General features: G+C 67.3%; 18 protein-coding genes. 7 read left to right on the top strand and 11 right to left on the bottom strand.

Features of this window, described 5'->3' with window-relative positions; genetic code table 11:
• Positions 1–60: 60 nt before the first annotated feature.
• From ASE70_RS11295 to ASE70_RS11285, 3 genes are read right to left on the bottom strand one after another with little or no spacing between them, the layout of a single operon-like run.
• Positions 61–1,548: an efflux transporter outer membrane subunit gene (locus ASE70_RS11295; RefSeq protein ID WP_327196832.1), complete on the bottom strand. Its 1,488-nt coding sequence runs from the start codon at positions 1,546–1,548 to the stop codon at positions 61–63.
• Positions 1,548–4,769 carry an efflux RND transporter permease subunit gene (locus ASE70_RS11290; RefSeq protein ID WP_056504810.1) on the bottom strand — a complete coding sequence of 1,074 codons (3,222 nt, stop codon included), beginning with the start codon at positions 4,767–4,769 and terminating at the stop codon, positions 1,548–1,550. Before ASE70_RS11290 ends, ASE70_RS11295 begins: the two co-directional genes overlap by 1 nt.
• A gap of 6 nt (positions 4,770–4,775) precedes the next feature.
• Positions 4,776–5,978, bottom strand: coding sequence for an efflux RND transporter periplasmic adaptor subunit (locus ASE70_RS11285; protein WP_056394418.1), 1,203 nt, complete (start codon positions 5,976–5,978; stop codon positions 4,776–4,778).
• Between the two features lie 49 nt (positions 5,979–6,027).
• Between ASE70_RS11285 and ASE70_RS11280 the strand changes: the two genes are divergently transcribed.
• On the top strand, positions 6,028–6,756 hold the full coding sequence (locus ASE70_RS11280) for a TetR/AcrR family transcriptional regulator (RefSeq protein ID WP_162235974.1): 729 nt from the start codon (positions 6,028–6,030) through the stop codon (positions 6,754–6,756).
• Between the two features lie 77 nt (positions 6,757–6,833).
• Here ASE70_RS11280 and ASE70_RS11275 read toward each other — a convergent pair whose 3' ends face one another.
• From ASE70_RS11275 to ASE70_RS11260, 4 genes are read right to left on the bottom strand one after another with little or no spacing between them, the layout of a single operon-like run.
• Positions 6,834–7,343 (bottom strand): GNAT family N-acetyltransferase, encoded by a 510-nt coding sequence (locus tag ASE70_RS11275; protein ID WP_056394412.1) that lies wholly within the window; start codon positions 7,341–7,343, stop codon positions 6,834–6,836.
• Complete coding sequence (locus ASE70_RS11270; protein ID WP_056394409.1) at positions 7,340–8,707, bottom strand: efflux transporter outer membrane subunit; 1,368 nt, start codon at positions 8,705–8,707, stop codon at positions 7,340–7,342. Before ASE70_RS11270 ends, ASE70_RS11275 begins: the two co-directional genes overlap by 4 nt.
• Entirely contained in the window at positions 8,704–9,852 is a 1,149-nt protein-coding gene (locus tag ASE70_RS11265; protein WP_056394403.1) for an HlyD family secretion protein, read from the bottom strand. Before ASE70_RS11265 ends, ASE70_RS11270 begins: the two co-directional genes overlap by 4 nt.
• Positions 9,849–11,399, bottom strand: coding sequence for an MFS transporter (locus ASE70_RS11260; protein WP_235519843.1), 1,551 nt, complete (start codon positions 11,397–11,399; stop codon positions 9,849–9,851). Before ASE70_RS11260 ends, ASE70_RS11265 begins: the two co-directional genes overlap by 4 nt.
• A gap of 258 nt (positions 11,400–11,657) precedes the next feature.
• Between ASE70_RS11260 and ASE70_RS11255 the strand changes: the two genes are divergently transcribed.
• From ASE70_RS11255 to ASE70_RS11230, 6 genes are all read left to right on the top strand, one after another.
• Positions 11,658–13,427 carry a M14 family metallopeptidase gene (locus ASE70_RS11255; RefSeq protein ID WP_056504807.1) on the top strand — a complete coding sequence of 590 codons (1,770 nt, stop codon included), beginning with the start codon at positions 11,658–11,660 and terminating at the stop codon, positions 13,425–13,427.
• A gap of 213 nt (positions 13,428–13,640) precedes the next feature.
• Positions 13,641–14,351 (top strand): response regulator, encoded by a 711-nt coding sequence (locus ASE70_RS11250; RefSeq protein ID WP_056394389.1) that lies wholly within the window; start codon positions 13,641–13,643, stop codon positions 14,349–14,351.
• Positions 14,352–14,355: 4 nt separating this feature from the next.
• A complete protein-coding gene (locus tag ASE70_RS11245) occupies positions 14,356–15,699 on the top strand; it encodes an ATP-binding protein (protein ID WP_235519841.1) in 1,344 nt (447 codons plus the stop codon).
• Between the two features lie 98 nt (positions 15,700–15,797).
• On the top strand, positions 15,798–16,493 hold the full coding sequence (locus ASE70_RS11240) for a carbonic anhydrase (protein ID WP_056504805.1): 696 nt from the start codon (positions 15,798–15,800) through the stop codon (positions 16,491–16,493).
• Positions 16,494–16,619: 126 nt separating this feature from the next.
• Positions 16,620–18,209 (top strand): SulP family inorganic anion transporter, encoded by a 1,590-nt coding sequence (locus ASE70_RS11235; RefSeq protein ID WP_200925628.1) that lies wholly within the window; start codon positions 16,620–16,622, stop codon positions 18,207–18,209.
• Complete coding sequence (locus ASE70_RS11230) at positions 18,206–18,841, top strand: carbonic anhydrase (RefSeq protein ID WP_056504799.1); 636 nt, start codon at positions 18,206–18,208, stop codon at positions 18,839–18,841. The genes ASE70_RS11235 and ASE70_RS11230 overlap by 4 nt, the downstream gene beginning before the upstream one ends.
• A gap of 366 nt (positions 18,842–19,207) precedes the next feature.
• On the opposite strand, the gene ASE70_RS11225 is transcribed toward ASE70_RS11230, so the two are convergent.
• From ASE70_RS11225 to ASE70_RS11210, 4 genes are read right to left on the bottom strand one after another with little or no spacing between them, the layout of a single operon-like run.
• Positions 19,208–20,215 carry a zinc-dependent alcohol dehydrogenase family protein gene (locus ASE70_RS11225; protein ID WP_056394375.1) on the bottom strand — a complete coding sequence of 336 codons (1,008 nt, stop codon included), beginning with the start codon at positions 20,213–20,215 and terminating at the stop codon, positions 19,208–19,210.
• The gene (gene gloA, locus ASE70_RS11220; RefSeq protein ID WP_056504975.1) at positions 20,212–20,736 is read right to left on the bottom strand and encodes a lactoylglutathione lyase; all 525 of its coding nucleotides are present in this window, start codon (positions 20,734–20,736) and stop codon (positions 20,212–20,214) included. The genes ASE70_RS11225 and gloA overlap by 4 nt, the downstream gene beginning before the upstream one ends.
• 11 nt (positions 20,737–20,747) lie before the next feature.
• Positions 20,748–22,847, bottom strand: a complete 2,100-nt coding sequence (locus ASE70_RS11215) for a PAS domain-containing sensor histidine kinase (RefSeq protein ID WP_056504796.1) — start codon at positions 22,845–22,847, stop codon at positions 20,748–20,750.
• Positions 22,844–23,785 (bottom strand): glycoside hydrolase family 43 protein, encoded by a 942-nt coding sequence (locus ASE70_RS11210; protein ID WP_056504793.1) that lies wholly within the window; start codon positions 23,783–23,785, stop codon positions 22,844–22,846. Before ASE70_RS11210 ends, ASE70_RS11215 begins: the two co-directional genes overlap by 4 nt.
• Between the last annotated feature and the right edge of the window lie 18 nt (positions 23,786–23,803).

The raw sequence follows: 23,803 nt of genomic DNA, 5'->3' as shown, positions 1-23,803 counted from the left end.
TCTCCTTTATGTTATGCGGGAGAGCATATGCCGATCGGGCGACGATGCAAGCGGGTGGGCCTAGTTCAGCCCACCCCCCAATGTCCGATACAGGGTCACCAGATTGGTCGCCCGCGCGAGGCGCGTCTGCACCAGCGTCTGCCGCGCGGCATAGCTGGTCCGCTGCGCATCGAGCGTGTTGAGGAACGAATCGATCCCCGCCCGATAGCGCGCATCGGACAGCCGTTCGGCGGTCGCCGCCGCCCGTGCCCGCGCGGTCTGGGCCGACAATTGCTCGCCGATCGTGCCGCGCGTCGCCAACGCATCGGCGACCTCGCGAAACGCGGTCTGGAGCGTCCCTTCATAGGTCGCGACCGCCGCCAGCTGCTGGCCGCGCGCCACCTCGACATTGCCGCGCCGCTGCCCGCCATCGAACAACGGCAGCGAGGCGGCCGGCGAGATCGAGAAGTTCTGCGTCCCCGCACCGAACAGCCCGCCCAGCGCAGTGCTGATGGTGCCCAGCGTCGCGGTCAGCGAGATAGTGGGGAAGAGCGCCGCACGCGCCGCGCCGATATTGGCGTTGGCCGCATAGAGCCGCCGTTCGGCCTGCAACACATCGGGTCGCCGCAGCAGCACCGCCGACGACACGCCGGTCGGCAGGTCGGCCAGCACCGGATCGCGCTCGCCCAGTTCGGTCGGCAGCTGTTCGAGGGGGATGGTCGTGCCGGCGAGCAGGTTGATCGCATTCTGGTCCTGCGCGATCTGTGCGGTCAGCGCCGCGATATCGTTGCGCGCCTGCTGGTACGTGGTTTCGGCCTGCTGCACCTCCAGTTCGGAGATGACGCCGACGCGAAACTGCGCGCGCGTCAGTTCCAGCGTCCGCCCGAAACTGTTCAGCGTTTCGCGCGACAGCCGCAACTGGTCCTGATCGGCCGCCATCGTCAACCACGCCGTCGCGACTTCGCCGACCAGCGAGATTCGCGCGGCGCGCTGGGCTTCCTCGGTCGCGAAATATTCCTGCAGCGCGGCCTGGCTCAGGTTGCGGACCCGGCCGAACAGGTCAAGTTCGAACGCCGAAAAGCCGACCGACGCCTGATAGATTTCGAGGTTGCTCGTCTGCGCGGGCACGCCGCCGACCCCGGCACCCGTACCGCCGGTGCCGGTCCCGCCGGTGGCACCCCCCGCCCCGCCCAGCGCGCCGAACGGATTGTTGGTATAGGTGACGCCGCCATTGACGCCGGTCGCCGGCACCTGACTCGCACGGGTCACGCGATATTGTGCGCGGGCGACCAGTACGTTGGCGGCCGTAACGCGATAATCGCGGTTATTTTCCAGCGCGGTCGCGATCACCGCCTGCAACCGCGGATCAGTGAAGAAATCGCGATAGGCGATCGCGGTCACGTCCGCCTGTTCGGCCCCCAGCGGCGGATACGCCCCGCCCTGCGGCAGGGTCAGCGGGATCGCCCCCTCCGGCCGGACATTGCCCGGCGCGAAGTTGCATCCCGCCAGCGCGGTGGTGGCGGCAAGGAGGATCAGGCTACGCAGCGTCATCACATGGTTGCTCATCATCATGCCCCCTGCGGCGCGGGTTCGCCGCCGCCGGAGGACCGGTTGCCGCCATCGGGTTCGGTGCCTTGGTCATCGGACGGCCGATTGGCGGACGGGGTGTCCTTGTCACCGCCATGGCCGAACAGGCGCAGGACGACCACGAAGAACATCGGCACGAAGAAGATGGCGAGGATCGTCGCCGACAACATGCCGCCGACCACCGCGCGGCCGATCGCATTCTGCCCACCGGCACCAGCGCCGGTCGACAGCGCCAGCGGCAGCACGCCGAAGACGAAGGCGAGCGAGGTCATCAGGATCGGCCGCAGGCGCAGCCGTGCCGCCTCCGCCGCCGCGTCGATCGGGTTCATGCCGTCGGCCATCCGTTCCTCGGCGAATTCGACGATCAGGATTGCGTTCTTCGCCGACACGCCGATCGTGGTGATCAGACCCACCTGCAGGTAGATGTCGTTGTTCAGCCCGGTCAGCCACGCTGCGAGCAGCGCACCGAGAATGCCCAGCGGCACCACCAGCAGGACCGAGATCGGCACCGACCAGCTTTCGTACAGCGCGGCAAGGCACAGGAACACGATCAGCAGCGACAATCCGTACAGCGCCGGTGCCTGTCCCCCGGACAGCCGTTCCTCGAACGACAGGCCGGTCCATTCGAGTTCGGTGCCCGGCGGCAGCTTGGCATGGATTTCCTCCATCGCCTCCATCGCCGCACCGGTGCTCAGGCCCGGCCCCGGCGACCCCTGCAACTGCATTGCCGACTGTCCGTTATACCGGGTCAGCTGTACCGGTGCATTGGCCCATTCGAGCGTCGAGAAGGCGGTGAACGGCACCATCTGCCCGGTGGCACCGCGAACGTACAGGTCGCCGATATCCTCGGGGCTGAGGCGATAGGGGGTATCGGCCTGGATATAGACGCGCTTCACGCGACCACGGTCGATGAAGTCGTTGATGTAGCCGCCGCCCCACGCAGTCGCGATCGTCGAGTTGACGTCGGCGAGGTCGAGACCCAGCGCGCGCGCCTTGTCCTCGTCAATATTGACTTTCAGCTGCGGCGCATCGTCGAGGCTGAGCGGACGCACCTGTGCCACGCGGCCATCCTGCGCGGCCATGCCGAGCATCATGTTGCGCGCCTGCAGCAGCCGGTCATGGCCGATACCGCCGGTATCGACCAGCTGTACGTCGAACCCGGTCGCATTGCCCAATTCCTGCACCGCCGGCGGGACCAGCGCGAAGATCAGCCCGTCCTTATACCCGGCAAAGGTGCCCATGGCGCGACCGACGATCGACTGCGCCTTGTTCTCCGCTCCGCTACGCTCGTCCCACGGCTTCAGGTTGACGAACACCAGACCGGCATTCTGCCCCTGCCCCGCGAAGCTGAAGCCGTTGATCGTGAAGACACCTGCGACGTTGGCGCTTTCCTGCTTCAGGAAATGGTCGCGCACCAGGTTCAGGCCCTTTTCGGTGCGACCACTGGTCGAACCCGCCGGACCCTGCACCAGCGCCAGCACCGTCCCCTGATCCTCGTCGGGCAGGAAGCCCGAGGGCAGGCGCGTGAACACGAACACCATGCCGCCGACGATCAGCAGATAGACCAGCATCGAGCGTTTCCAGTTGCGCGTGGTGCGCCGGACGCCGCCCTCATATTTCTGCTGCCCGCGTTCGAACCGGTCGTTGAACCAGCGGAAGAAGCGCGCGAGCGGGCCATTGCCCTGTCCGTGCTGCTGCGGATCATGCGGCTTCAGGATCGTCGCGCACAATGCCGGCGTCAGGATCAGCGCGACCACCACCGACAGCACCATCGCCGACACGATCGTGATCGAGAACTGGCGATAGATGACGCCGGTCGATCCGCCGAAGAACGCCATCGGCAGGAACACCGCCGACAGGACGAGGCCGATACCCACCAGCGCGCCGGTGATCTCGTCCATCGACTTGCGCGCGGCCTCCCTCGGCGACAGCCCCTCGGTCTGGATCAGGCGTTCGACGTTCTCGACGACGACGATCGCGTCGTCGACCAGCAAACCGATCGCCAGCACCATGCCGAACAGCGTCAGCGTGTTGATGGTGAAGCCCGCGACCGCCATCACCGCGAAGGTGCCGAGCAGCACCACCGGCACCGCGATGGTCGGGATGATCGTCGCCCGCCAGTTCTGCAGGAACAGGAACATCACGAGGAAGACGAGCACCACCGCCTCGATCAGCGTGTGGATGACCTGTTCGACCGACAGGCGGACGAACGGCGTCGTATCGTACGGATAGATGACCTTGACGTCGCTCGGCAGCGTCCGGCCGATTTCCTGCGCGCGAGCCTTGACCAGCTCGACGGTGTCGAGTGCGTTGGCACCCGCCGCCAGCCGGACGCCGAAGCCCGATGCCGGCTTCCCGTTATACTGCACGTCGAAACCGTAATTCTCGGCCCCGATCTCGACCCGCGCGACATCGCCCAGCCGGACGACCGCGCCGGTGGCATTGGTCTTCAGCCGGATATTGGCGAATTGCTCGGGGGTCTGCAGGCGCGACTGGACGCTGACCGTGGCGTTCAGCATCTGCTCCTTGGGGGCCGGCAACGCGCCGATCTGCCCGGCGGAAACCTGGGCGTTCTGTGCCTGCACCGCCGCCGTGACGTCGCCGATCGTCAACTGATAGCTGTTCAGCTTCAGCGGATCGACCCAGATGCGCATCGCATATTGCGCGCCGAACACCTGCAATTCGCCGACGCCGGACACGCGGCTGATCGGGTCCTGAAACTTCGAAACGACCATGTCGGACAGGTCGTTGTTGCTGTGCGATCCATCGGTCGACACGAGGCCGACGACCAGCAGGAAGCTGGCGGCGGACTTGGTGACCTGAATCCCCTGCCGCTGGACTTCCTGCGGCAGAAGCGGGGTCGCCGCCTGCAACTTGTTCTGGACCTGCACCTGCGCGATGTCGGGATCGGTGCCCTGTTCGAAGGTCAACGTGATCGACACCGTCCCCGCCGAAGAGGACGAGGACGAGAAATAGCGAAGGTTGTCGATGCCCTTGAGCTGCTGCTCGATGATCTGGGTCGTCGTGCGCTCCAGCGTCTCCGCATCGGCACCCGGATAGGTGGCGGTGATCGCCACCGCGGGCGGCGCGATTTCGGGGAACTGCGCGATCGGCAGGCTGCGGATCGCGATCGCGCCGGCCAGCATCATGACGACGGCGATGACCCATGCGAAGATGGGCCGGTCGATGAAATAACGGGACATCAGCGGTTACTTCGCCTGTGCCTGCGGACCGCCCGCAGCACCGGGGGCAGCGCCCTGCGGTGCCGCGCCGGCGGTCTGCGGAGTCCATGGATAGCCCTTGACCGGGGTGCCGGGCTGCAACATCTGCGCGCCTTCGACGACGACCTTGTCGCCGGGCTGCAACCCGCCGGTCACCAGCCATGCGTCGCCGATGGTCCGGTCGGTGGTCAGCGGACGCGGGGCCAGCTTGCCGTCGGCCCCGATGACCAGCACCGTCGCGCTGCCCTTGGGATCGCGGGTCACCGCACGCTGCGGCACCAATATCCCGTTCGCCTTGGTCCCCTGCGCCAGTTCGGCGCGGACATACATGCCCGGCAGCAACAGACCGCGCGGATTGGCGAAGACCGCCCGGATCGCCTGCGTCCCCGTGGCCGGGTCGACGGTCACGTCGGTGAACTTCAGCGTCCCCTCGATCGGATAGGTGCTGCCATCCTCCAGCTTCAGCCGGACCCGCGCCGCGCCGCTTCCGCGCGACAGGTCGCCGTCCATGATCTGCTGGCGCAGCTTCAACAGGTCGGCGCTCGACTGCTGGATATCGACATAGATCGGGTCGAGGCGCTGGATCGTGGTCAGCGCCTCGGTCTGCGCCGCCGACACCAGCGCGCCGGTCGTGGACACCGACCGGCCGATCCGGCCCGAAATCGGCGCGGTGATCGTGGTGCGCGACAGGTCGATCTGCGCCTGCCGCAACGCGGCCTGCTGCGCGGCGATGTCCGCCTGCGCCTGCTGCGCGCCGGTCACCGCATTCTCATATTCCTGCCGGCTGATCGCGTTGATCTTGACCAGTTCGCCATAGCGGCGGGCCAGATTGCGGGTGGACGCGATCGATGCCTGCGCCCGCGACAGGGCGGCACGCGCGCTCGCCACCGTGGCCTGATAGGGTGCCGGATCGATGCGATAGAGCGGCTGCCCCTGCCGGACCGTGTCGCCCTCCTGGAACAGGCGGGCGAGGATCAGGCCGTTGACCTGCGGCCGGACTTCCGACGTCTCATAGGCCGCTGTGCGACCGGGCAACTGGGTGGTCAACGTCACCGGCTGTGCCTGCACGGTCACGAAGCCGACCTGCGGCGGACCCTGCGGCGCCCCTTGTTGCTGTTGCGACTCGCCGCCACCCCCGCCACAGGCCGAAAGAATGAGCGCCAGTGCCAATGGGGCCATGCGATTTTTCATGAACGTCCTCAACGGATGTGCTAAACGTGAGTGATCGATCACTCACACATTGGCTGCGCGTACGCCGCCCGGTGGAAACTGGCAAGGGCTTACAGGTGAATCTGACGTGAATTTGTTGCAGTGCGAAGTCGCATGTCGGGCGAGTAAAGCAACGGCCCGGCGCGAAAAACTGGTGGCGGTCGCGCGGACGCTGTTCGCCGAACATGGCTTTCACGGTACTGGAGTCGCGCAGATCGCGGCGGTTTCCGGGATTAAGGTCGGGCAGATCTATCGCGACTTTGCCGACAAGGAAGCGATCGTCGCCGCGATCGTCGAGGGCGACCTCGCGACCTTTCTGCATGAGGCGGAAATCGAGCAGGCGGTCGAAAGCGGCGACATCGCGGCGATCCGCCACTGGCTCCAGATGTTCCTGCAATGCGGCAGGGACCTCGAGTCGCGGCAACTCATGCCCGAGATCATCGCCGAGGCCGCCCGCAACGACCGCATCAAAACCATCGCGCATGACGTCAACCGCCGGGTGAAGCAGGCGCTGTTGCGGTCGCTGACCGGCCTTGCCCCCCGTCCCGAGCAGGCCGAGTCGCGCGCCGAACTGGCCGAAATGATCATGACCATCGGCGCGGGGATCATGCATCGCCGTATCGCGGACCCCGATTTCGATGACGCGACGGCCTATCGTCGGCTGACGACGCTGGTAGAGCGCTGGGTTGACCAATTGTTGGACAGTCGGACGTACCCAAGTCTCCAAAAGAACCATTGCGGATTTGTTGCAGTGGACTAAACCGGTCCGGCGCACTCCCTTGCGCTGCCGTCGCAGGCCCCGTCCGGTCCCCCGGGCGGGGCTTGTCGTTTGGGGCATCATCGCGACAGGTCGCGTTGCAACACCACGAACGACAGCGGCTGGCGCGGCAGGCCGAACCGCACGTCGTCCATCGGGAACGGCCGGTTTTCGCCGGTCCTGACATAGCCCTGCCGTTCATACCATGCGATCAGCTCGCCGCGCGCGGCGATGACCGTCATCTCGATCCGCCCGGCACCCTGAACGCGCCCCGCATAGTTTTCCGCCGCCGCCACCAGCCGTCGCCCGAGCCCGCCGGCCTGCACGTCCGGACGTACCGCCAGCAGGCCCAGTGCCGACAGCCCCGGCGCGATGCGTGATACCTGAACGCAACCGGTCGCGTCGCCGGTCATCAGGATCGTCCGGTCGGGATCGGCGATCACGTCCGTCAGCGCGGCGCGATCGGTGCGTTGTCCGTCGAGCAGATCGGCCTCGTGCGTCCATCCGGCCCGCGCCGCATCCCCGCGAAACGCCGATTCGACCAGATCGTGCAGCGCCGGAATATCGGCCGCCGTCGCCACGCGGATCATGTCTCCGCCCCCCAGCCGCCGCCCATCGCCTGATACAGCGCGACCAGCGCGGTCAGCTGATCGGCGCGCACCTGTTCCAGCGACAGTTCGGCGCTGAACAACGCGCGCTGCGCGTCCAGTTGCTCCAGATACGGGCTGTATCCCGCACGGTAGCGATTGGTCGCATGGCGCAACGCTTCGGCGGTCGCGGTCCGCTGCGTTTCCAGCGCGCGCCGCTGCACCGCCAGCCGATCGACCGCGGCCAGCGCATCCTCGACCTCGCGGAACGCGGTCAGGACGCTGCGCTGATAGGCGAACGCCGCCTGATCGCGCCGCGCCGTCACCGCGTCGTAATTGCCGCGCAACTGCCCGCCCCGGAACAGCGGGGCCAGCACACTCGCCCCGATCGACCAGATGCCGACCGGGTTGGGCAAGGCGCTCGACAGCACCTCGCCGGTCGATCCGGTCAGTCGCAGCGACGGCAGGAATTGCGCCCGCGCCACTGCCAGCGACGCATCGCTCGCCGCCAGCGTCGCTTCGGCCTGCGCGATGTCGGGCCGACGGCGGAGCAGATCGGAGGGCAGCCCCGCCGGGATCGGCGGCGGGACAAGCGCGTCGAGCGAACGCCCCCGATCGATCGCGCGCGGCGGCGTTCCGGTCAGCAGCGACAGCGCGTTTTCCTGCCGCCGCGCCAGCAGTTCGAGCTGCGGCAGCGTCTGCGTCACCCCGGCATATTCCGCCTCGGCCTGTCGCAGTTCGAGTTGCGACGTATAGCCCGCCTCCGCGCGCGACCGGGCGATCCGCAGCGCCTCGCCGCGCGACGCGATCGTCGCCCGCACCGTTGCGATCCGGGCATCGAGCCCGCGCAACGTCACATAGCCGCTGGCGGTGGCGGCGGCGACCGCCAGCCGGACGCTGTCGGCGGCCGCCGCAGCGGCATCGCCGGTCAATCGCGCCGCCTCGATCGTCTGCCCGACCCGTCCGAACAGGTCGATCTCATACGCCGACTGGAACACCGGTTGCAGCGACGTACCGGTCGATGCCGTCCCGAACGCGTTGAGCGCGCGCTGTTCGATCAGGCCGACGCCGGCATCGAGAGTCGGGAAGCGGGCCGCCCGCGCCACCCGCTCTTGCCCGCGCGCTTCCGCGACCCGCGCGGCGGCGATGGCAATGTCGGGATTATTGGCCAGCGCCGCCTCGACCAGCCGGGTCAGTTCGGGGTCGCCGAACGCCTGCCACCAGGTCGCGGTGATCGGCGCGCTGCCCGGCAGCGGCGTCCGCCACCCCGCCGGCGGCGCAACCGCCGCCGCCTCCGGCCGGGGACGTTCGGCCGGGGCGCACGCGGCCAGCATCGCCAGCACTGCCAAGGCTATCCGCCGCTTCATCGCGCTGCCGGCGACACGCCGCTGCGGGTATCGACCCGCGCCTCGACCGACATGCCCGGCCGCAAACGCCCGAACAGGGGATCGCGCGGATCGATGGCGATGCGCACCGATATGCGCTGCGCGACCTTCACGAAATTGCCGGTGGCATTGTCCGCGCGGATCACGGCGAACTCATTGGCGGCGGCAGGCGCGATGCGTTCGACCCGCCCCCGCAATTCGGCGCGGTCGAGCGCGTCGACCCGGACGCGGGCCGGCTGGCCCGGCGCCATGCGCGCGGTCTGCGCTTCCTTGAAATTGGCGGTGACCCAGACGGTCGGCGGCACGAGGAACATCATCTGTGTCCCCGCCGTGACATATTGCCCCAGCCGCACCCCGACCTCGCCCAGCCGCCCGTCCTGCGGCGCGCGGATGATCGTGTTGGCCAGATCGATCTCGGCCAGCCGCACCGCCGCGCGGGCATTCTCGACCGCCGCGTTCAGCCCGCCGCGTCCGACCGTCACCGTGCGCACCTGTTCCTGCGCCACGCTGCGTTGCGCCTGTGCCTGCAACACGCCCGCCTGTGCGGCGCGCAGCGCCGCCAGCGTCTGGTCGCGTTCGCGCAGCGACACCGAACCTTGCGCCACCAGATCGTTGACCCGCGCCATATCGGCCTGCGCCCGCGCCAACTGCGCCTGCGCATTGACGACCGCTGCCGCCTGTCCGCCCAGACTGGCCTCGCTCGACCGCTCGCTCTGCTGCGAATTGGCGAGGTTGGCCTGCTGCGCCGCCAGCCCGGCCTGCGCCTGATCGACGCGCTGGCGATAGATGCGGTCGTCGATCCGCGCGAGCACCTGTCCCGCCTTCACGTCCTGAAAATCGCGGACCAGCACCTGCGTGACATAGCCGTTCACCTGCGGCGCGATGATCGTCGTCTGCCCGCGGACATAGGCGTTGTCGGTCGCCTGAATGGCGCTGCCGAACGGCCACAACCCCCACGCGTACAGCGCCAGCGCGATGCCGCCCAGCAGCAGCGCGACGAACCCGATCGTGGATTTCAGCGACCCGCGCGGGGGTGCCCATCCGCGCGCGCGCGCCGGTTCGCTCGGCACCTCGACCGGATCGATCAGTCGCTGCTTTTCGTCTTCGGAGAGTTTCGTATCGGTCATGACATCTGCTGCTGTCGCATGCGTTGAACGGCGGCGAGATCGGCGGCGAGCGGGTTCACGCCCTTCCACCGGAAGCGCAACCACAGCGCCCCCAGCCACACCACCATCGCCGCCGACAGGATGGCGACGGCAAGGAACACGTCGTTATAGGCGAGGATATTGGCCTCCCGCGTCACCTGTTGCCCGAGCAGCCCCGCGCCCGACGCCTGTCGCAGCGTCGGATCTCCGAGGACGCGGGTATAGGCACCACCCAGTTGCTGGATACGCTGCACGACCAGCGGGTCGGTGACGGTCAGGCTCTGGGTCAGTTCGAACGCATGAACCTTCTCGCGCACAATCTGGAACGAGCCGAGCAGCGCGGTGCCGGCAAGGCCGCCCATCGTCTGCGAAATGCTGAAGATCGCCGAGAAGCTGATGATATGGCTCGGCCCCCGCGCCAATGCGCGGAAGATGCCGATCATCACCATCGGCCCCAGAAAATAGAGCGCGGCAAAGGCGATGATCGCCTGACTGACATACAGGCTCGACGGGCGGGTCAGGTTGGTCGAATCCGAATCCATCCACGCGCCGAACCCGATCAGCGCGATCGCGATCACCACCGGCTTGTACAGGTCCTGCATGTTCAGCGTCTTCAGACAGACGACCAGCCCGGCGATCGACGCCAGCGTCATGACGAGGCTGAGCGTCACCATCTGGTCGTTGCCCATGCCGACCACGGTCAGCAGCCCGACCGTGCCGAACGTCTGTTCGGACAGCAGGATGCGCAGCGACGCGGCGACGATCGCGAAGCGGACGATGTTGCGCCCCAGCATCCAGCGGGTGTTGAGCAGCGGATTGGCGCGGTTATGCTCGACCAGCAGCGCCGCCCCGATCAGCGGGATCGCGGCGGCGGTGGCATAGCCCAGCCACGGCGTCGACCACCACTGGATACGCCCCTGCACCAGCACCGCGCACAACAGCGCGATCCCCGGCGCGAACAGCGCGAAGGTCAGGAAATCGATCCGTTCGAACGCCAGCGTCCGGTCCGACGGCGGCAACCGCAGCAGCGCGACCGAGGCGAGGCACATCAGCGTCAGCCCCAGTTCGAACAGGAACAGCGCCTCGATCCGCCCATCGGCCAGCAACAGCGGCGACAGGGTGCGCGCGAGCGGCAACGCCACCTGCGACGCGCCGAAGCCGATGATCATCCCCGACAGCCGCGCGGCGGCAGGCAGCGCCTGCATGATATACAGGAAGCACAGCGTCGTCAGCGCGCTGCCCGCGACCCCCGCCGCACCGCGCACGAGCAACTGCACGCCATAGCTGTGCACGAACACCTGCAACACGTTCAGGATCAGGAACGCGATCAGGAAGATGCGCGTGAACCGCTGCAATCCGAATTGCTGGCGGAACTTGATGAGCAGCATCGACATGCACACGCTGGTCATCGAATAGATCGCGGTCAGCCACCCGCCCTCGACCGGCGTCAGCCCCAGCGACCCTTGAATCTGCGGCAGGTTGGCGATCAGCAGTCCGTTGTTGAACCCGCCGGTGATCCCCAGCAGCATGCCGATCGCGAAATAGCCGATCCGCCGCGCGAACGGGTGCTCGGGCGTGGCGGGCGAACCGGGCAGGAACGGCCGTTCGTGCGGTTTGAATTCATAGGCCGTGGCGATCGCCGTGGCTCCATATCGGGATATTGCTCGGCAACAACTTGTAACGGAACAGATCGTTCCGGTTGAGGAATGGACGGCGGCCCTACTCCCCTCCCTTGTCAGGGAGGGGAGAAAGCTGGCGTCCTCCTCTGCATCCGCTACCATGGTGCCATGCGCACCCTGTTCCTCGCCGCCGCCCTTCTCACCACCGCCGCCACCGCCCAGTCCCCGCTCGAAGCCCCCCTGCCGCCCGTCCGCCCATGGCACGGGGCCAGCGAGAAGCTGGTCGCCAAACCGACCGACTCGTGGATCACGCCGGCCGAGGCCAGCGCCTTCGTCACCACCCCCAGCTACGCCGAAACCCGCGCGTGGCTCGACAGGCTGGTCGCCGCCTCGCCGCTGCTGACCATCGAAACCTTCGGCAAAAGTCCACAGGGCCGCGATCTCTACGCCGTCCGCGCACACAAGGGCGTAGCGGGCAAGCCGGTCGTGCTGGTGCAGGCGGGCATCCATGCCGGCGAGATCGAGGGCAAGGACGCCGGGCTGATGCTGCTGCGCGACATTGCGCTGCGCGGCAAGGACGGCCTGCTCGACAAGGTCGATCTGGTGTTCGTGCCGATCTACAATGTCGACGGCCACGAACGCTCCGGCCCCTATAACCGTCCGAACCAGCGCGGGCCCCGGGACATGGGCTGGCGCACCACCGCGCAGAATCTGAACCTCAACCGCGACTATCTGAAGGCCGATGCGCCGGAGACGCAGGCGATGATCGGCCTGATCCGGCGGCTCGACCCGGTGCTGTATCTCGATCTGCACGTCACCGACGGCATCGACCATCGCTATGACGTGACCTATGCCTTTTCCGGCTGGCGTGGGCTTTATGCGCGGTCGGCGGCGATCGGCCGGTTCCTCGACACGCGGTTGCGCCCGGCGATGGATGCCGCGCTCAAACGCGGCGGCCATACGCCCGGCTATTATGTCAGCACGCTCGACAATCGCGAGCCCGAAAAGGGCATGAGCCAGGACGTCGACACGCCGCGCTTCTCGACCGGCTATGGCGACATCGCCCACATCCCGACCGTGCTGGTCGAAACGCATTCCTTGAAACCCTATCGCCAGCGCGTGCTCGGCACCTATGTCTTTGTCGAGGAAGCGTTGCGCATCGCCGCCGGACAGGCATCGGCACTGCGCACCGCGATCGATACCGACCGCGCCGACCGCCCGGCGACCGCGACGATGACGTGGAAGGCGAACCCGACCCCGCTCTACAGCGTCGACTTTCTCGGGCTGGCGCACGACAGCTACCGGTCGCCCGCGTCGGGCCGCGACGAACTGCGCTGGCTGCCCAAGCCCGTGACGTTCAGGATGCCGGTGTTCGGCAGCCTGCCCGACAAGGTGGTGACCCTGCCGGCGGCATGGTGGGTGCCCGCCACCCTGCCCCATGTCATCGACCTGCTGAAGTTGCACGGCATCCGCTACGAAACCGTCGACGCCCTGCGAACGCTCGATCTCGACATGGCGCGCGCGACCGAACCGAAGCTGCAAGCCGCCAGCGAAGGCCATGTCCCGCTGGACGCCAGGATCGTCCACGAACGCCGCCGCGAAACCATGCCGTCCGGATCGGTCCGCGTCCCCGCCGACCAGCCGCTGGGCCTGCTGGCCGCCTTCCTGCTCGAACCCGAAAGCGAGGACGGGGTGCTGGCATGGAACATGGCCCCGGCAATGCTCGCCCGCACCGAATATATCGAAGGCTATGCGATCGCCCCGCTCGCCGACCGGATGCTGGCGACCGATCCGAAATTGAAGGCCGAATTCGACGCCAGGCTCGCCGCCGACCCCGATTTTGCGAAGGATGCCACCGCGCGGCTGCAATGGTTCTATGCCCGCACGCCCTATTACGATGCGCGCTACCTGCTGTATCCGATCGGGCGCGAGAATTGACCGGACGCCGGCCAGTGCTTAGCCCAAGCTGATCTCCCCTCCCTGACAGGGAGGGGCCGGGGGTGGGTCGGCCTGCAAGGGCCGGTAACGCCCGCCCCGACCCTACCCACCCCAACCCCTCCCTTGTCAGGGAGGGGCTTTATACCGCCTCAACCCTGCCGGGATGCCCATGATGATCCGCCTTCGCGCAATCCCCTTCGCAAGCCACCCCGCATGACGGCACCGTCGATCATCGTCGTCGAGGACGATCCCGCGCTCCGCACCCTCACCGCCCGCGCGTTGCAGGAAAATGGCTATCTCGTCCGCACCTGCTCCGCCGCCCCCGAAATGTGGCTGGCGCTGGAACAGGGACCGGTCGACCTGATCCTGCTCGACATTATGCTGCCGGGCACCAGCGGCATCGACCTGTGCCGCCAGATCCGGCAGAACAGCGCCGTGCCGATCATCTTCGTATCGGCCAAGGGCAGCGAGGTCGACCGCGTCATCGGCCTCGAACTCGGTGCCGACGATTACCTGCCCAAGCCGTTCGGCACCCGCGAACTGATCGCCCGCGTCCGCGCCGTGCTGCGCCGGGGCGAATTGAACGCGCAGGCGGCGCAGCGCGAGGAAGGCATCTACAGCTTCGAAGGCTGGACCGCGAACCTGCCGCGGCGCGAACTGACCTCGCCGACCGGTGCCGCCGTCGACCTTACGGGTGCCGAATTCGACCTGCTGGTCGTGCTGCTCGACCATGCGCAGCGGGTGATCGCGCGCGAACGGCTGATCGAATTGTCGCGCACCCGGCTGGGCGATTCGTCGGACCGCAGCATCGACGTGCTGATCAGCCGCCTGCGCCGCAAGCTGTCGACCGCGGGCGGCACCCCGCCGATCGTCACCGTTCGCGGTGTCGGCTATATGCTGAACGTACCGGTCGAGCGGCGCTGACGCCGTGCCGGCGCGGCGGATACCGACGCTTCCCGTCGGCCTGATCGGGCGGATCGTCGCGATCCTGCTGTTGACGATCGTCATCGAATTCGGCGTGTCGGTCCTGTTGTACGAACGCGCCAGCCAGTTTTCGGTGCGCGACGACGAAGCCCGCCGGCTGGCCGAACATCTGGTGATCGCGCGGCGGATCGTCGAGGAACGCACGGTCGGCGAACGCGCCGGCATGGCGGCCGAACTGACCACCGAACGCTATGCCGTCCAATGGCGCGCGACCGCGCCCGAACTGCCCGCCAGCGGCACCGAACTGCGCGAGATGGAACAGCAGGTGGTGGCGTGGGAACCGACGCTGGCCCCAACCGGCCTGCACCTGACGCTGATCGGACAGGGTCGCCGATCGGTGGTCAGCGGCGCGCTCCGGCTCGATGACAAGAGCTGGCTGTATTTCCGCACGCTCGAACCGCTGCGTGCCTTCGACCTCGCCATCGGCCGCATCCTGCTGGCGCTGATCCCGGCGATCGCGCTGATGGTGGTCGGCGGGCTGCTGATTCGGCGGACGCTGCGCCCGATGCGGCAACTGGCCGATGCCGTCGACCGGTTCGGCCCCGGCAGCGGATCGTCGCTGCCGATCGTCGAGGAAGCGGGGCCGAGCGAGGTGCGCCGCCTCGTCGTCGCGTTCAACGGGTTGCAGGCGCGCATCCACCGCCTGATCGACGAACGCACCCGCGCGCTGGCGGCGGTCGGCCACGATCTGCGCACCCCGCTTGCCCGGTTGCGGCTGCGCACCGATGCCATTCCCGACCGCGACGTCCGCGACACGGTGCAGAACGATCTGGCCGAAATGGAGGCGATGGTCACTTCGCTGCTCGCGTTCCTCGGCGGGGAGAGCGAGCCCGAACGCCCGGTGCTGGTCGACCTCGCGGTGCTGTGTGCCAGCATCGTCGACGATGCCGCCGACCACGGCCATGACGCACGCTATACCGGCCCCGACCATTTCGAGCGTGCCGTGCGACGCTCCGGCTTCCGCCGCGCCGTCGTCAATCTGGTCGAAAACGCGATCCATTACGGCGGGAGCGTCACCGTATCGCTGGCGGTAGAGAATGGCGCGACCGTCGTCCGGGTCGAGGATGACGGCCCCGGCATTCCCGACGAATCGCTGGGCGACGTGCTCGAACCGTTCGTCCGGCTCGACACCGCACGCAAACGCGACACGGTAGGCTTCGGTCTCGGCCTGTCGATCGTGCAGCGCGCGGTGGATGGCGAAAGCGGACGGCTGGAGCTTCGGAACCGCGAGAGCGGCGGGCTGTGCGCCGCCATCATCCTGCCCGCGCCGTTCGACGTTCAGCAATAATTCGTTACGCAGCAGGCGAACGCAGCAAGAATCTCCCGGCTATACCCTTTCCAAAGGGCGCAAGCGTGCGACCGGCCGAAAGTTTGAGGGAGACGAGCGTGAACGACGTGATCGGCCGGGTATTCGGGTTCGAAAAGGACGTGTTCGGCAGCGATGCCGACCTCTATTCGAAACTCGCGACCGATGGGCAAAGCCCGAAGGTCCTGATGATCTCCTGTTCCGACTCGCGCGTCGTGCCCGAACATATTCTTCAGGCAAAGCCGGGCGACGTGTTCGTCATCCGCAACGCCGGCAACATCGTCCCGCCCTTCACCCAGCAGAATGGCGGCACCACCTCGACCGTCGAATATGCGGTCGCCGTGCTCGGCGTCACCGACATCATCGTGTCGGGCCATTCGGGTTGCGGCGCGATGGGCGCGCTGATGAAGCCCGAAACGCTGGAGGGGCTGCCCAGCGTCGCCGCATGGCTGCGCCACAGCCACGCGGCGCACTCGGTGGTCGAAAATAGCTATCCCGATCTCGACGATGCCGCCGCGGTTCGCGCCGCCAGCCTCGAAAATGTCGTGGTCCAGATTTCGCACCTGCGCACCCATCCGGCGGTCGCGTCGCGCATCGCCAAGGGCGAACTGACGCTGCACGGCTGGTTCGTCGATATCCATACCGGCTCGATCCTCGCGCTCGACGGCACGACCGGCCGGTTCGCGCCGATCAACCCGGATCGGGCGCTGCCGGTGGCCTTGCCCGCCGCCAAGCGGCTGGCCGCAGATTTCGTGACGGCGGAAGCCGCCGAATAGCCGTTCCCGCGAGATCGGCGGGGCGAACCTTCCCTCCCCCGTTCCGTCGATCCCGGGCACCGCGCCGGGCGTGCTTCCCCCAAGCGCGCCCGGCGCACCACTTTTCAGAACAAGGCAATGCCTGCCATGTCGCAACCATCCCTGCTCGCCAATCTGCGCCAGGACATTCCCGCCTCGATCGTCGTCGCGCTCGTCGCCCTGCCGCTGTGTCTGGGCGTCGCACTGGCATCGGGCGCGCCCTTGTTCTCGGGGCTGATCGCCGGGATCGTCGGCGGCATCGTCGTCGGAGCGATCAGCAAGTCGCCGCTGTCGGTCAGCGGCCCCGCCGCCGGCCTGACCGTGATCGTGCTCGACGCGATCACCAAGCTGCCGAGCTTCGAGGCGTTCCTGCTCGCAGTGTTCCTTGCCGGCTGTCTTCAAATCCTGCTGTCCTTTTCCCGCTCGGGCGTGCTGGGCGAATTCGTGCCGTCGTCGGTCATCACCGGCATGCTGGCGGCGATCGGTCTGATCCTGATCCTGAAGCAGGTGCCGCACGCGATCGGCTATGACGGCGATCCCGGCGGCGATTTCGCCTTCCGCCAGGGGGACGGGCTGAACACCTTCAACACCATCCTCTTCGTCGCACGCGAACAGGTCGTTTGGGGTGCCACGATCATCGCCGCGATCAGCATCGCCTTCCTGTTCTGGTGGGACAAGAACAAGCCGAAGGACGGGCCGCTGCGCTTCGTTCCCGGCCCGCTGGTCGTCGTCCTCGGATCGATCGCGATCAACGCGCTGCTCGGGCTGATCGCCCCCGCCATTCAGGTGAAGCCAACCCATCTGGTCAGCGTGCCGATCGCCGACGGTATCGGCGGGTTCGTGAAGCTGTTCAGCCTGCCCGACTTCGGCCAGATCGGCAACGCGACGGTGTGGACGGTCGCGGTCACGCTGGCGATCGTCGCCAGCCTCGAATCGCTGCTGTCGGTGAAGGCGGTCGACGAACTCGATCCCAAGCGCCGCGTGACGAACAAGAACCACGAACTGCTGGCACAGGGTACCGGCAACATCGTCTCGGGGCTGATCGGCGGCCTGCCGGTCACCTCGGTGATCGTCCGGTCGTCGGCCAATGTCGATTCGAACGCCGCGTCGAAACTGTCGACGATCCTGCACGGCACGTGGCTGTTGCTCAGCGTCCTGCTGATCCCGTTCCTCCTCAACCTGATCCCGCTGTCGGCGCTCGCCGCGGTGCTGATTCAGACCGGCTATAAATTGACCAAGCCGGAACTTTTCGCCATACGCTGGAAACAGGGCATGACCCAGTTCGTGCCGTTCGTCGTCACCATCGTCGCGATCCTATTCACCGACCTGCTCAAGGGCATCGTCGTCGGTCTGGTCGTCGGTTTCGTGTTCGTCATCGCCCGCAATTTCCGCCCGGCGGTCACGTTCGTGCAGGACGGCGAAGGTCCCGGTGCCAGCTGCATGGTCCGCGCCAAGCGCAACCTGTATTTCATCCACAAGGTCGAACTGACCCGCGAACTGGAAAAGGTGCCCGACGAGTGCACCGTGGTGATCGATCTGTCGGCGACCAGCTATGTCGATCTCGACAATATCGACATCATCAACGGCTTCATCAAGAATGCCCAGTATCGCGGGATCAACGTACTGGTGCGCGGCGATATCGGTGAAAAGACCGCGCCGCAGATCATGGCGCCGCGCAAGGAGGTTGCCTACGCATGAGGGAATACAAGCATCTGCTCCTCGCCAACAAGGCATGGGCCGCCGAACGGCTCGAGGAAAATCCCGACTATTTTGCGCGCCAGACCGCCGGCCAGCAGCCCGAGTTTCTGTGGATCGGCTGTTCGGACAGCCGCGTCGCCCCCGACCAGCTGACCAATACCGAGCCGGGCGGCATGTTCATGCACCGCAACATCGCCAATCTGATCCACCCCGAGGACCAGAATCTGATGTCGGTGGTGCAATTCGCGGTCGAGGTACTGAAGATCGGCCACATCATCGTCTGCGGCCATTATGGCTGCGGCGGCATCCACGCGGCGCTGGAAGGCGGCGTGCAGGGCCATGTCCATGACTGGCTGGCCATCGCCCGCGACGTGATCGACAGCCACCGCGAGGAACTGGACGCCCTGCCCGCCGAACAGCGCGCCAACCGGCTGGTCGAACTGAACGTCCGCGACCAGCTGGTCGCCCTCGCCAAGACCGATATCGTGCAACACGCGTTCGCCGCGGGCCAGCCGCTGGAACTGCATGGCTGGGTCTACGACCTGCGCGACGGATTGCTCAAGCCGCTGATGGAAATCGACGCGACGACGCCGTTGGGCGCGGTGCCGACGCCGGAGAAGGTGCTGGTCTGACGACGCGGCTCCCTTCCTCGGGCAAGGAAGTATCTGGGGCGGGCAGGCCAATAGAAGCCACGAAGCCCCGCAAAAACCCCGTTCGGTTCGAGCAGCTTCGAGCCTGTCGAGAAGCGTCCGTCGAGAACTCGGTCGTTTGGGGCACCCCCTTCTCGACTACGGTTCTCGAGAGGCTCGAACCCCCGCTCGAAGCAAACGGGGGAATGAGGAAAGACTCGAAAACATCCCGCGACCGTTCGTCCTGAGTACCCATTGAGCTTGTCGAAACGGCGTATCGGAGGACCGCGAAAGAGGCTTCGATACGCCTTTCAACTTCGCTCAGGCCCTACGCAGCACGAACGGTTGCAAGTGGCGAAGATCGAAACCCTACCACGCCACCCCGATCTTGCCGAAATGATCGCCACCCTCCTGATACCGGAACGCCTCGGCCAATTCGCCCAACCCGAAGCGCCGGTCCACCACCGGCCGTATCCCGGTCACTTCCAGCGCGCGGACGAAGTCCTGCTGCTCGCGCCGGCTGCCGACGATCAGCCCCTGCAACCGCGCCTGTTTGGCCATCAGCGCCGCGGTCGGCACCTCGCCGCCGCGCCCGGTCAGCACGCCGATCAGCGAAATATGCCCGCCGACCCGCACCGCCGCGATCGACTGCGCCAGCGTCGCCGGGCCGCCGACCTCCACGACATGGTCGACGCCACGCCCGTCCGCCCATTTGGCGACGGTCGCACCCCAGTCGGGATCGCTGCGGTAATTGACGGTGAAATCCGCGCCCATCGCCGCCGCGCGCGCCAGCTTGTCGTCGCTCGACGAGGTGATCGCGACCTTCGCACCCATCGCCTTGGCGATCTGGAATGCCCAGATGGACACGCCACCGGTGCCGAGCAGCAACACCCGGTCGCCCGCCTTCAGCCCGCCATCGACGACCAAGGCGCGCCACGCGGTCAGTCCGGCAGTGGTGATCGTCGCCGCTTCGACGGCGTCCCAGCCCTTGGGCGCTAGGGTGAAGGCGGTCGCAGGCAGCACGACCACTTCCTGCGCGAACCCGTCGATGCCGTCGCCCGGCGTCCGCGCAAAGTCACCGATGGACGGCGCGCCGTCCTGCCAGTCGGGGAAGAAACACGACACGACCAGATCGCCGACCGCGAAGTCGCGGACGCCCTCACCCACCGCCTCGACCGTGCCCGCCCCGTCGGCCATCGGCACCCGACCGTTCTCGGCGGGCGACTTGCCACTGGCAACGATATAGTCGTGGAAGTTCAGCGAGCTGCCATGCAGCTTCACCCGTATTTGGCCTGGCCCCGGCTGCCCCGGGTCGGCGCGATCGACCAGTTCCAGCCGGTCGAGCCCGCCGGGCGCGCGCAGTTCGACCGCCTTCATGCGTCGTCTCCCACGGCATCGACTACCGCCTGCGTCATGCCGTTCGGCGACAGGATTTCGATCCAATAGCCATCGGGATCGGCGATGAAGGCGATATCCTTCATTCGCCCCTCGTCGGGCCGCTTGCGGAAATCGACGTCCAGTTCCTCGAACCGCGCGCAGGCAGCGGCGACATCGGGCACGCTGATGCCCAGATGCCCGAACCCGCGCGGATCGTCATTGCCGTTGTGATAACCGGCGAAATCGGGATCGTCCTCGGTCCCCCAGTTATGCGTCAGCTCCAGCGTCGTCTCGCGGCTGAACACGAACCGCGCGCGTTCCCTGGGATCGGCTGGCACCGTCTCGCCATCGCGCAGGAAACCAAGGAAATAGAGCGAGAACGCCGCCTCCTCGAAATCCAGCTTCTGGAGCAGCGTCATGCCCAGCACGTCCTGATAGAAGGCGATGCTGGCGCTCGGGTCGCGGACACGCAGCATCGTCTGGTTGAGGGTAAAGCCCTCGGTCCCTTCGGGTCGGGTCATCGCAATTTCCTTCAACGGTCGGTTGGGGTGCCCGCCAGCCCGGCGATCGCGCGGGCCAGTTCGGCCTCGCGGAACGGCTTGGTCAGGCGCGGCAGGTCGGGTGCGAGGCCGTCGATATCGGCATAGCCCGATACGATCAGCACCGGCAGTCCGGGATGCCGATCCTCAATCGCTCGGGCCAGCCAAACGCCGGTCCGGCCGGGCATCAGATGATCGGTCACCACCAGGTCGAAGCGCCGCTGCGCCAGCATTTGTTCCGCCTCGGTCGCGCTGTCGGCCTCGACCGTTTCGTAGCCGAGGCTCTGGAGCATGTCGGCGGTCGTCATCCGCACCAGCGCCTCATCATCCACTACCAGCGCCCGGCCCCGGAACCCGGTCTCGCCGTCGACCTCGTCGTCGCTCGCCTCCGCCGGCCGCGCGACTTCGCCGCTGACCGGCAGCCACAGGTCGATTCGGGTGCCGAGGCCCGGCGCGCTGACGATCGCCATCGTGCCGCCCAGTTGCAGCGCCAGCCCATGGACCATCGACAGACCCAGCCCCGTCCCGCGCCCGATGCCCTTGGTCGAAAAGAACGGCTCGACCGCGCGCGCCGCCGTCTCCGCATCCATGCCCGTGCCGGTATCGATCACCGACAGCCGCACATACTGGCCCGGCTCCACCCCCGCCGACGCCGTCGCTGGCGGATCGGGCGCATCGGCGGCGATGGTCAGCGTGCCGCCATCGGGCATCGCGTCGCGCGCATTCACGCACAGGTTCAGGATCGCCATTTCCAGCTGGTTCGTATCGGCCAGCGCCGGGGGCAGATCGTCGGCAATAGCGCTCCGGACGCCGACCGGCGATCCGACGGTACTGGCAATCAGATCGGTCATCCCGCCGACCAGCGCCAGCAGATCGACCGGTCCCGACTGCAACGGTTGCCGCCGCGCGAACGCCAGCAGCCGATGGACCAGTGTCCGCGCCCGTTCCGCCGATTGCAGCGCACCGTCGACCAGCCGCGCCTCCCGCGGCGACAGGCTGCCGCGCCGCTGCAACAGGTCGAGGCTGCCGAGGATCGGGGTCAGCAGATTGTTGAAATCATGCGCGACACCACCGGTCAGCTGGCCCATCGCCTCCATCTTCTGCGCCTGGCGCAACGCGGCCTGCGCCTCGCCCAGCGCCGTTTCGGCCCGGCGGCGGTCGGTCACGTCGGTGACGAACTGGAACGCGCCGATCTGTTGGCCCGCGCCGTCGCGGACCGAATTGAACTTCATCTCGTACACGCGGCGCATATGGCCACGGGCCGGGTCTCCGAACTCGGCAGTCGCAGTATATTCCTCGCCGGCCAGGGCCGGGTCCCATGCCGCCCGCACCGCCGCCTGCTGATCGGGCAGGTCGGCGAGCAGATCGAGGATATTGTCGCCGACCTGCGGCCGCTGACCGAACAACGCCTCGAACGCATCGGCCCCGGCGCGATTGATCGCCATCCAGTGATAATCGAGATCGATGACGTTCACGATCGAATCGGTCGTCTCGACGATCGAGGCGAGCAGGTTGCGCTCGGCCGTCCGCTGATCGACGCGCAATTCCAGCGTGCGGTTGAACTGGCGCAGGTCGTTCAGCGCCGTGGTCAGCTCGGCCTGGCTGCGTTTCAGCGCCGCATCGGACAGCACCCGCGCCGTCGTCTCGTTGGTGAAGATGAACAGCCCGGCGATGTCGCCCTGCCGGTTGAGGATGCGCGAATAGGAAAAGCTCCACCACGTGTCCGCCGCACCCCGGTCGGTATCCAGCTTCCACGGCACATCGACATAGCGCGGGCTATTCCCGGCAAAGGCCGCGTCGATGATCGGCATCGCCTGTTCGAGGCCATCGGCCCAGACCCGGTCGAAGCGTTCGCCCATTGCCCAGTCGAGCCGTGGCCCCAGCAACGGGAAATAGGCGTCGTTGAAGAAGAACCAGAGTTCCGGTCCCCAGCACAGGATCATCGACTCGGGCGAATTGACGACCAGGCTCAGCGCACTGCACAGCCCGTCGGGCCATCGCTCCGGCGGCCCCAGCGGATGATCCGACCAGTCGCGGGCGCGGATCATCTCCGCCGCGCGACCGCCGCCGTTCAGGAACGGCGCGATCGTCATGCCGGCCCCAGCGCCAGCGCATCAGCCGTCGCGCGCGGAATTCGCACCAGCGACCCGTGCCGCGCGCCCGCCGGCATCGACAGCCGGGCGCTGACGTCGCGCCACCGCACGAAATCGCGCGTCGCCGCCGCACCCCATTTGCCGTCGCGATAGACGTCCCAGTAACACACCGTTTCACCATCGATCGCGGTCGTCATCGGTCCTTCGACCCAGGACGGGGTGAACGGCGTGCCCGGCTTCCCGAACGGCCCGGTCGGCGACGCGGCCGAGGCGACCTGCAGATATTTGCGCGGCGGGGTCAGCGTCTCGTCCTTGACAATTAGGTGCAGCCGGCCGCCCGGTGCGCGCGCAAACGTCCCGTCGATCACGCTGAACCCCGGATCGTACAGCACCGCCGGATCGCTGAACGACACGAAATCGCGCGTCGTCACATACCATAGCCGGTGGTTGTAACCGGACTCGGACGTCCCCGCCGTCTCCGCGAACCGCCCGGCAACCGTGCTCGACCAGAAGATCACGAAGCGTTTGCTGCGCGCGTCCCAGATCGCCTCGGGTGCCCAGCAATTGCGCGTGCCCGGCACGCCCGCCATCACCGGCAGCGCGCGCTGCGGCGACCAGTGGCGCAGGTCGCGGCTGGTGGCGTGACCGATCGTCACCCCGTCCCATGCGGTCGTCCACACCATGTGCCACGCGGCGTCGCGCCCGGCCCCGCGAAACACGAACGGATCGCGCATCAGCTTCGCCTCGCCGACCATCGGTGCCAGATAGCTTTGCCCGCCGCCCAGTTCGCGAAACGCGAACCCGTCGTCGCTGATCGCGAGCTTCAGGCCCGTCGCCTCGCCCTTGCCGGTGCCGAAATAGGCGAAGAGCAGCGGATCGTCCTTCCGCGCGGCCAACGCCCCCGACGCGATCGGCAGGGAAGCAAGCGCGCCGATCATCTTCCGCCGGTTCAATCG

Source organism: Sphingomonas sp. Leaf22 (assembly GCF_001421715.1).
Taxonomy (GTDB): Bacteria; Pseudomonadota; Alphaproteobacteria; order Sphingomonadales; family Sphingomonadaceae; genus Sphingomonas.
Note: the sequence above shows the minus strand (reverse complement) of the source record. Positions and strands in the feature narration are given on the sequence as shown.

Excerpts from the sequence above, each read along its gene's own strand:
- ASE70_RS11265 (WP_056394403.1), bottom strand. The coding sequence starts at position 9,852 with ATGACCGATACGAAACTCTCCGAAGACGAAAAGCAGCGACTGATCGAT.
- ASE70_RS11255 (WP_056504807.1), top strand. The coding sequence starts at position 11,658 with ATGCGCACCCTGTTCCTCGCCGCCGCCCTTCTCACCACCGCCGCCACC.
- ASE70_RS11295 (WP_327196832.1), bottom strand. The coding sequence starts at position 1,548 with ATGATGAGCAACCATGTGATGACGCTGCGTAGCCTGATCCTCCTTGCC.
- ASE70_RS11250 (WP_056394389.1), top strand. The coding sequence starts at position 13,641 with ATGACGGCACCGTCGATCATCGTCGTCGAGGACGATCCCGCGCTCCGC.
- ASE70_RS11260 (WP_235519843.1), bottom strand. The coding sequence starts at position 11,399 with ATGCTGCTGGGGATCACCGGCGGGTTCAACAACGGACTGCTGATCGCC.
- gloA (WP_056504975.1), bottom strand. The coding sequence starts at position 20,736 with ATGACCCGACCCGAAGGGACCGAGGGCTTTACCCTCAACCAGACGATG.
- ASE70_RS11225 (WP_056394375.1), bottom strand. The coding sequence starts at position 20,215 with ATGAAGGCGGTCGAACTGCGCGCGCCCGGCGGGCTCGACCGGCTGGAA.
- ASE70_RS11270 (WP_056394409.1), bottom strand. The coding sequence starts at position 8,707 with ATGAAGCGGCGGATAGCCTTGGCAGTGCTGGCGATGCTGGCCGCGTGC.
- ASE70_RS11230 (WP_056504799.1), top strand. The coding sequence starts at position 18,206 with ATGAGGGAATACAAGCATCTGCTCCTCGCCAACAAGGCATGGGCCGCC.
- ASE70_RS11235 (WP_200925628.1), top strand. The coding sequence starts at position 16,620 with ATGTCGCAACCATCCCTGCTCGCCAATCTGCGCCAGGACATTCCCGCC.
- ASE70_RS11210 (WP_056504793.1), bottom strand. The coding sequence starts at position 23,785 with ATGATCGGCGCGCTTGCTTCCCTGCCGATCGCGTCGGGGGCGTTGGCC.
- ASE70_RS11285 (WP_056394418.1), bottom strand. The coding sequence starts at position 5,978 with ATGAAAAATCGCATGGCCCCATTGGCACTGGCGCTCATTCTTTCGGCC.
- ASE70_RS11275 (WP_056394412.1), bottom strand. The coding sequence starts at position 7,343 with ATGATCCGCGTGGCGACGGCGGCCGATATTCCGGCGCTGCACGATCTG.
- ASE70_RS11215 (WP_056504796.1), bottom strand. The coding sequence starts at position 22,847 with ATGACGATCGCGCCGTTCCTGAACGGCGGCGGTCGCGCGGCGGAGATG.
- ASE70_RS11290 (WP_056504810.1), bottom strand. The coding sequence starts at position 4,769 with ATGTCCCGTTATTTCATCGACCGGCCCATCTTCGCATGGGTCATCGCC.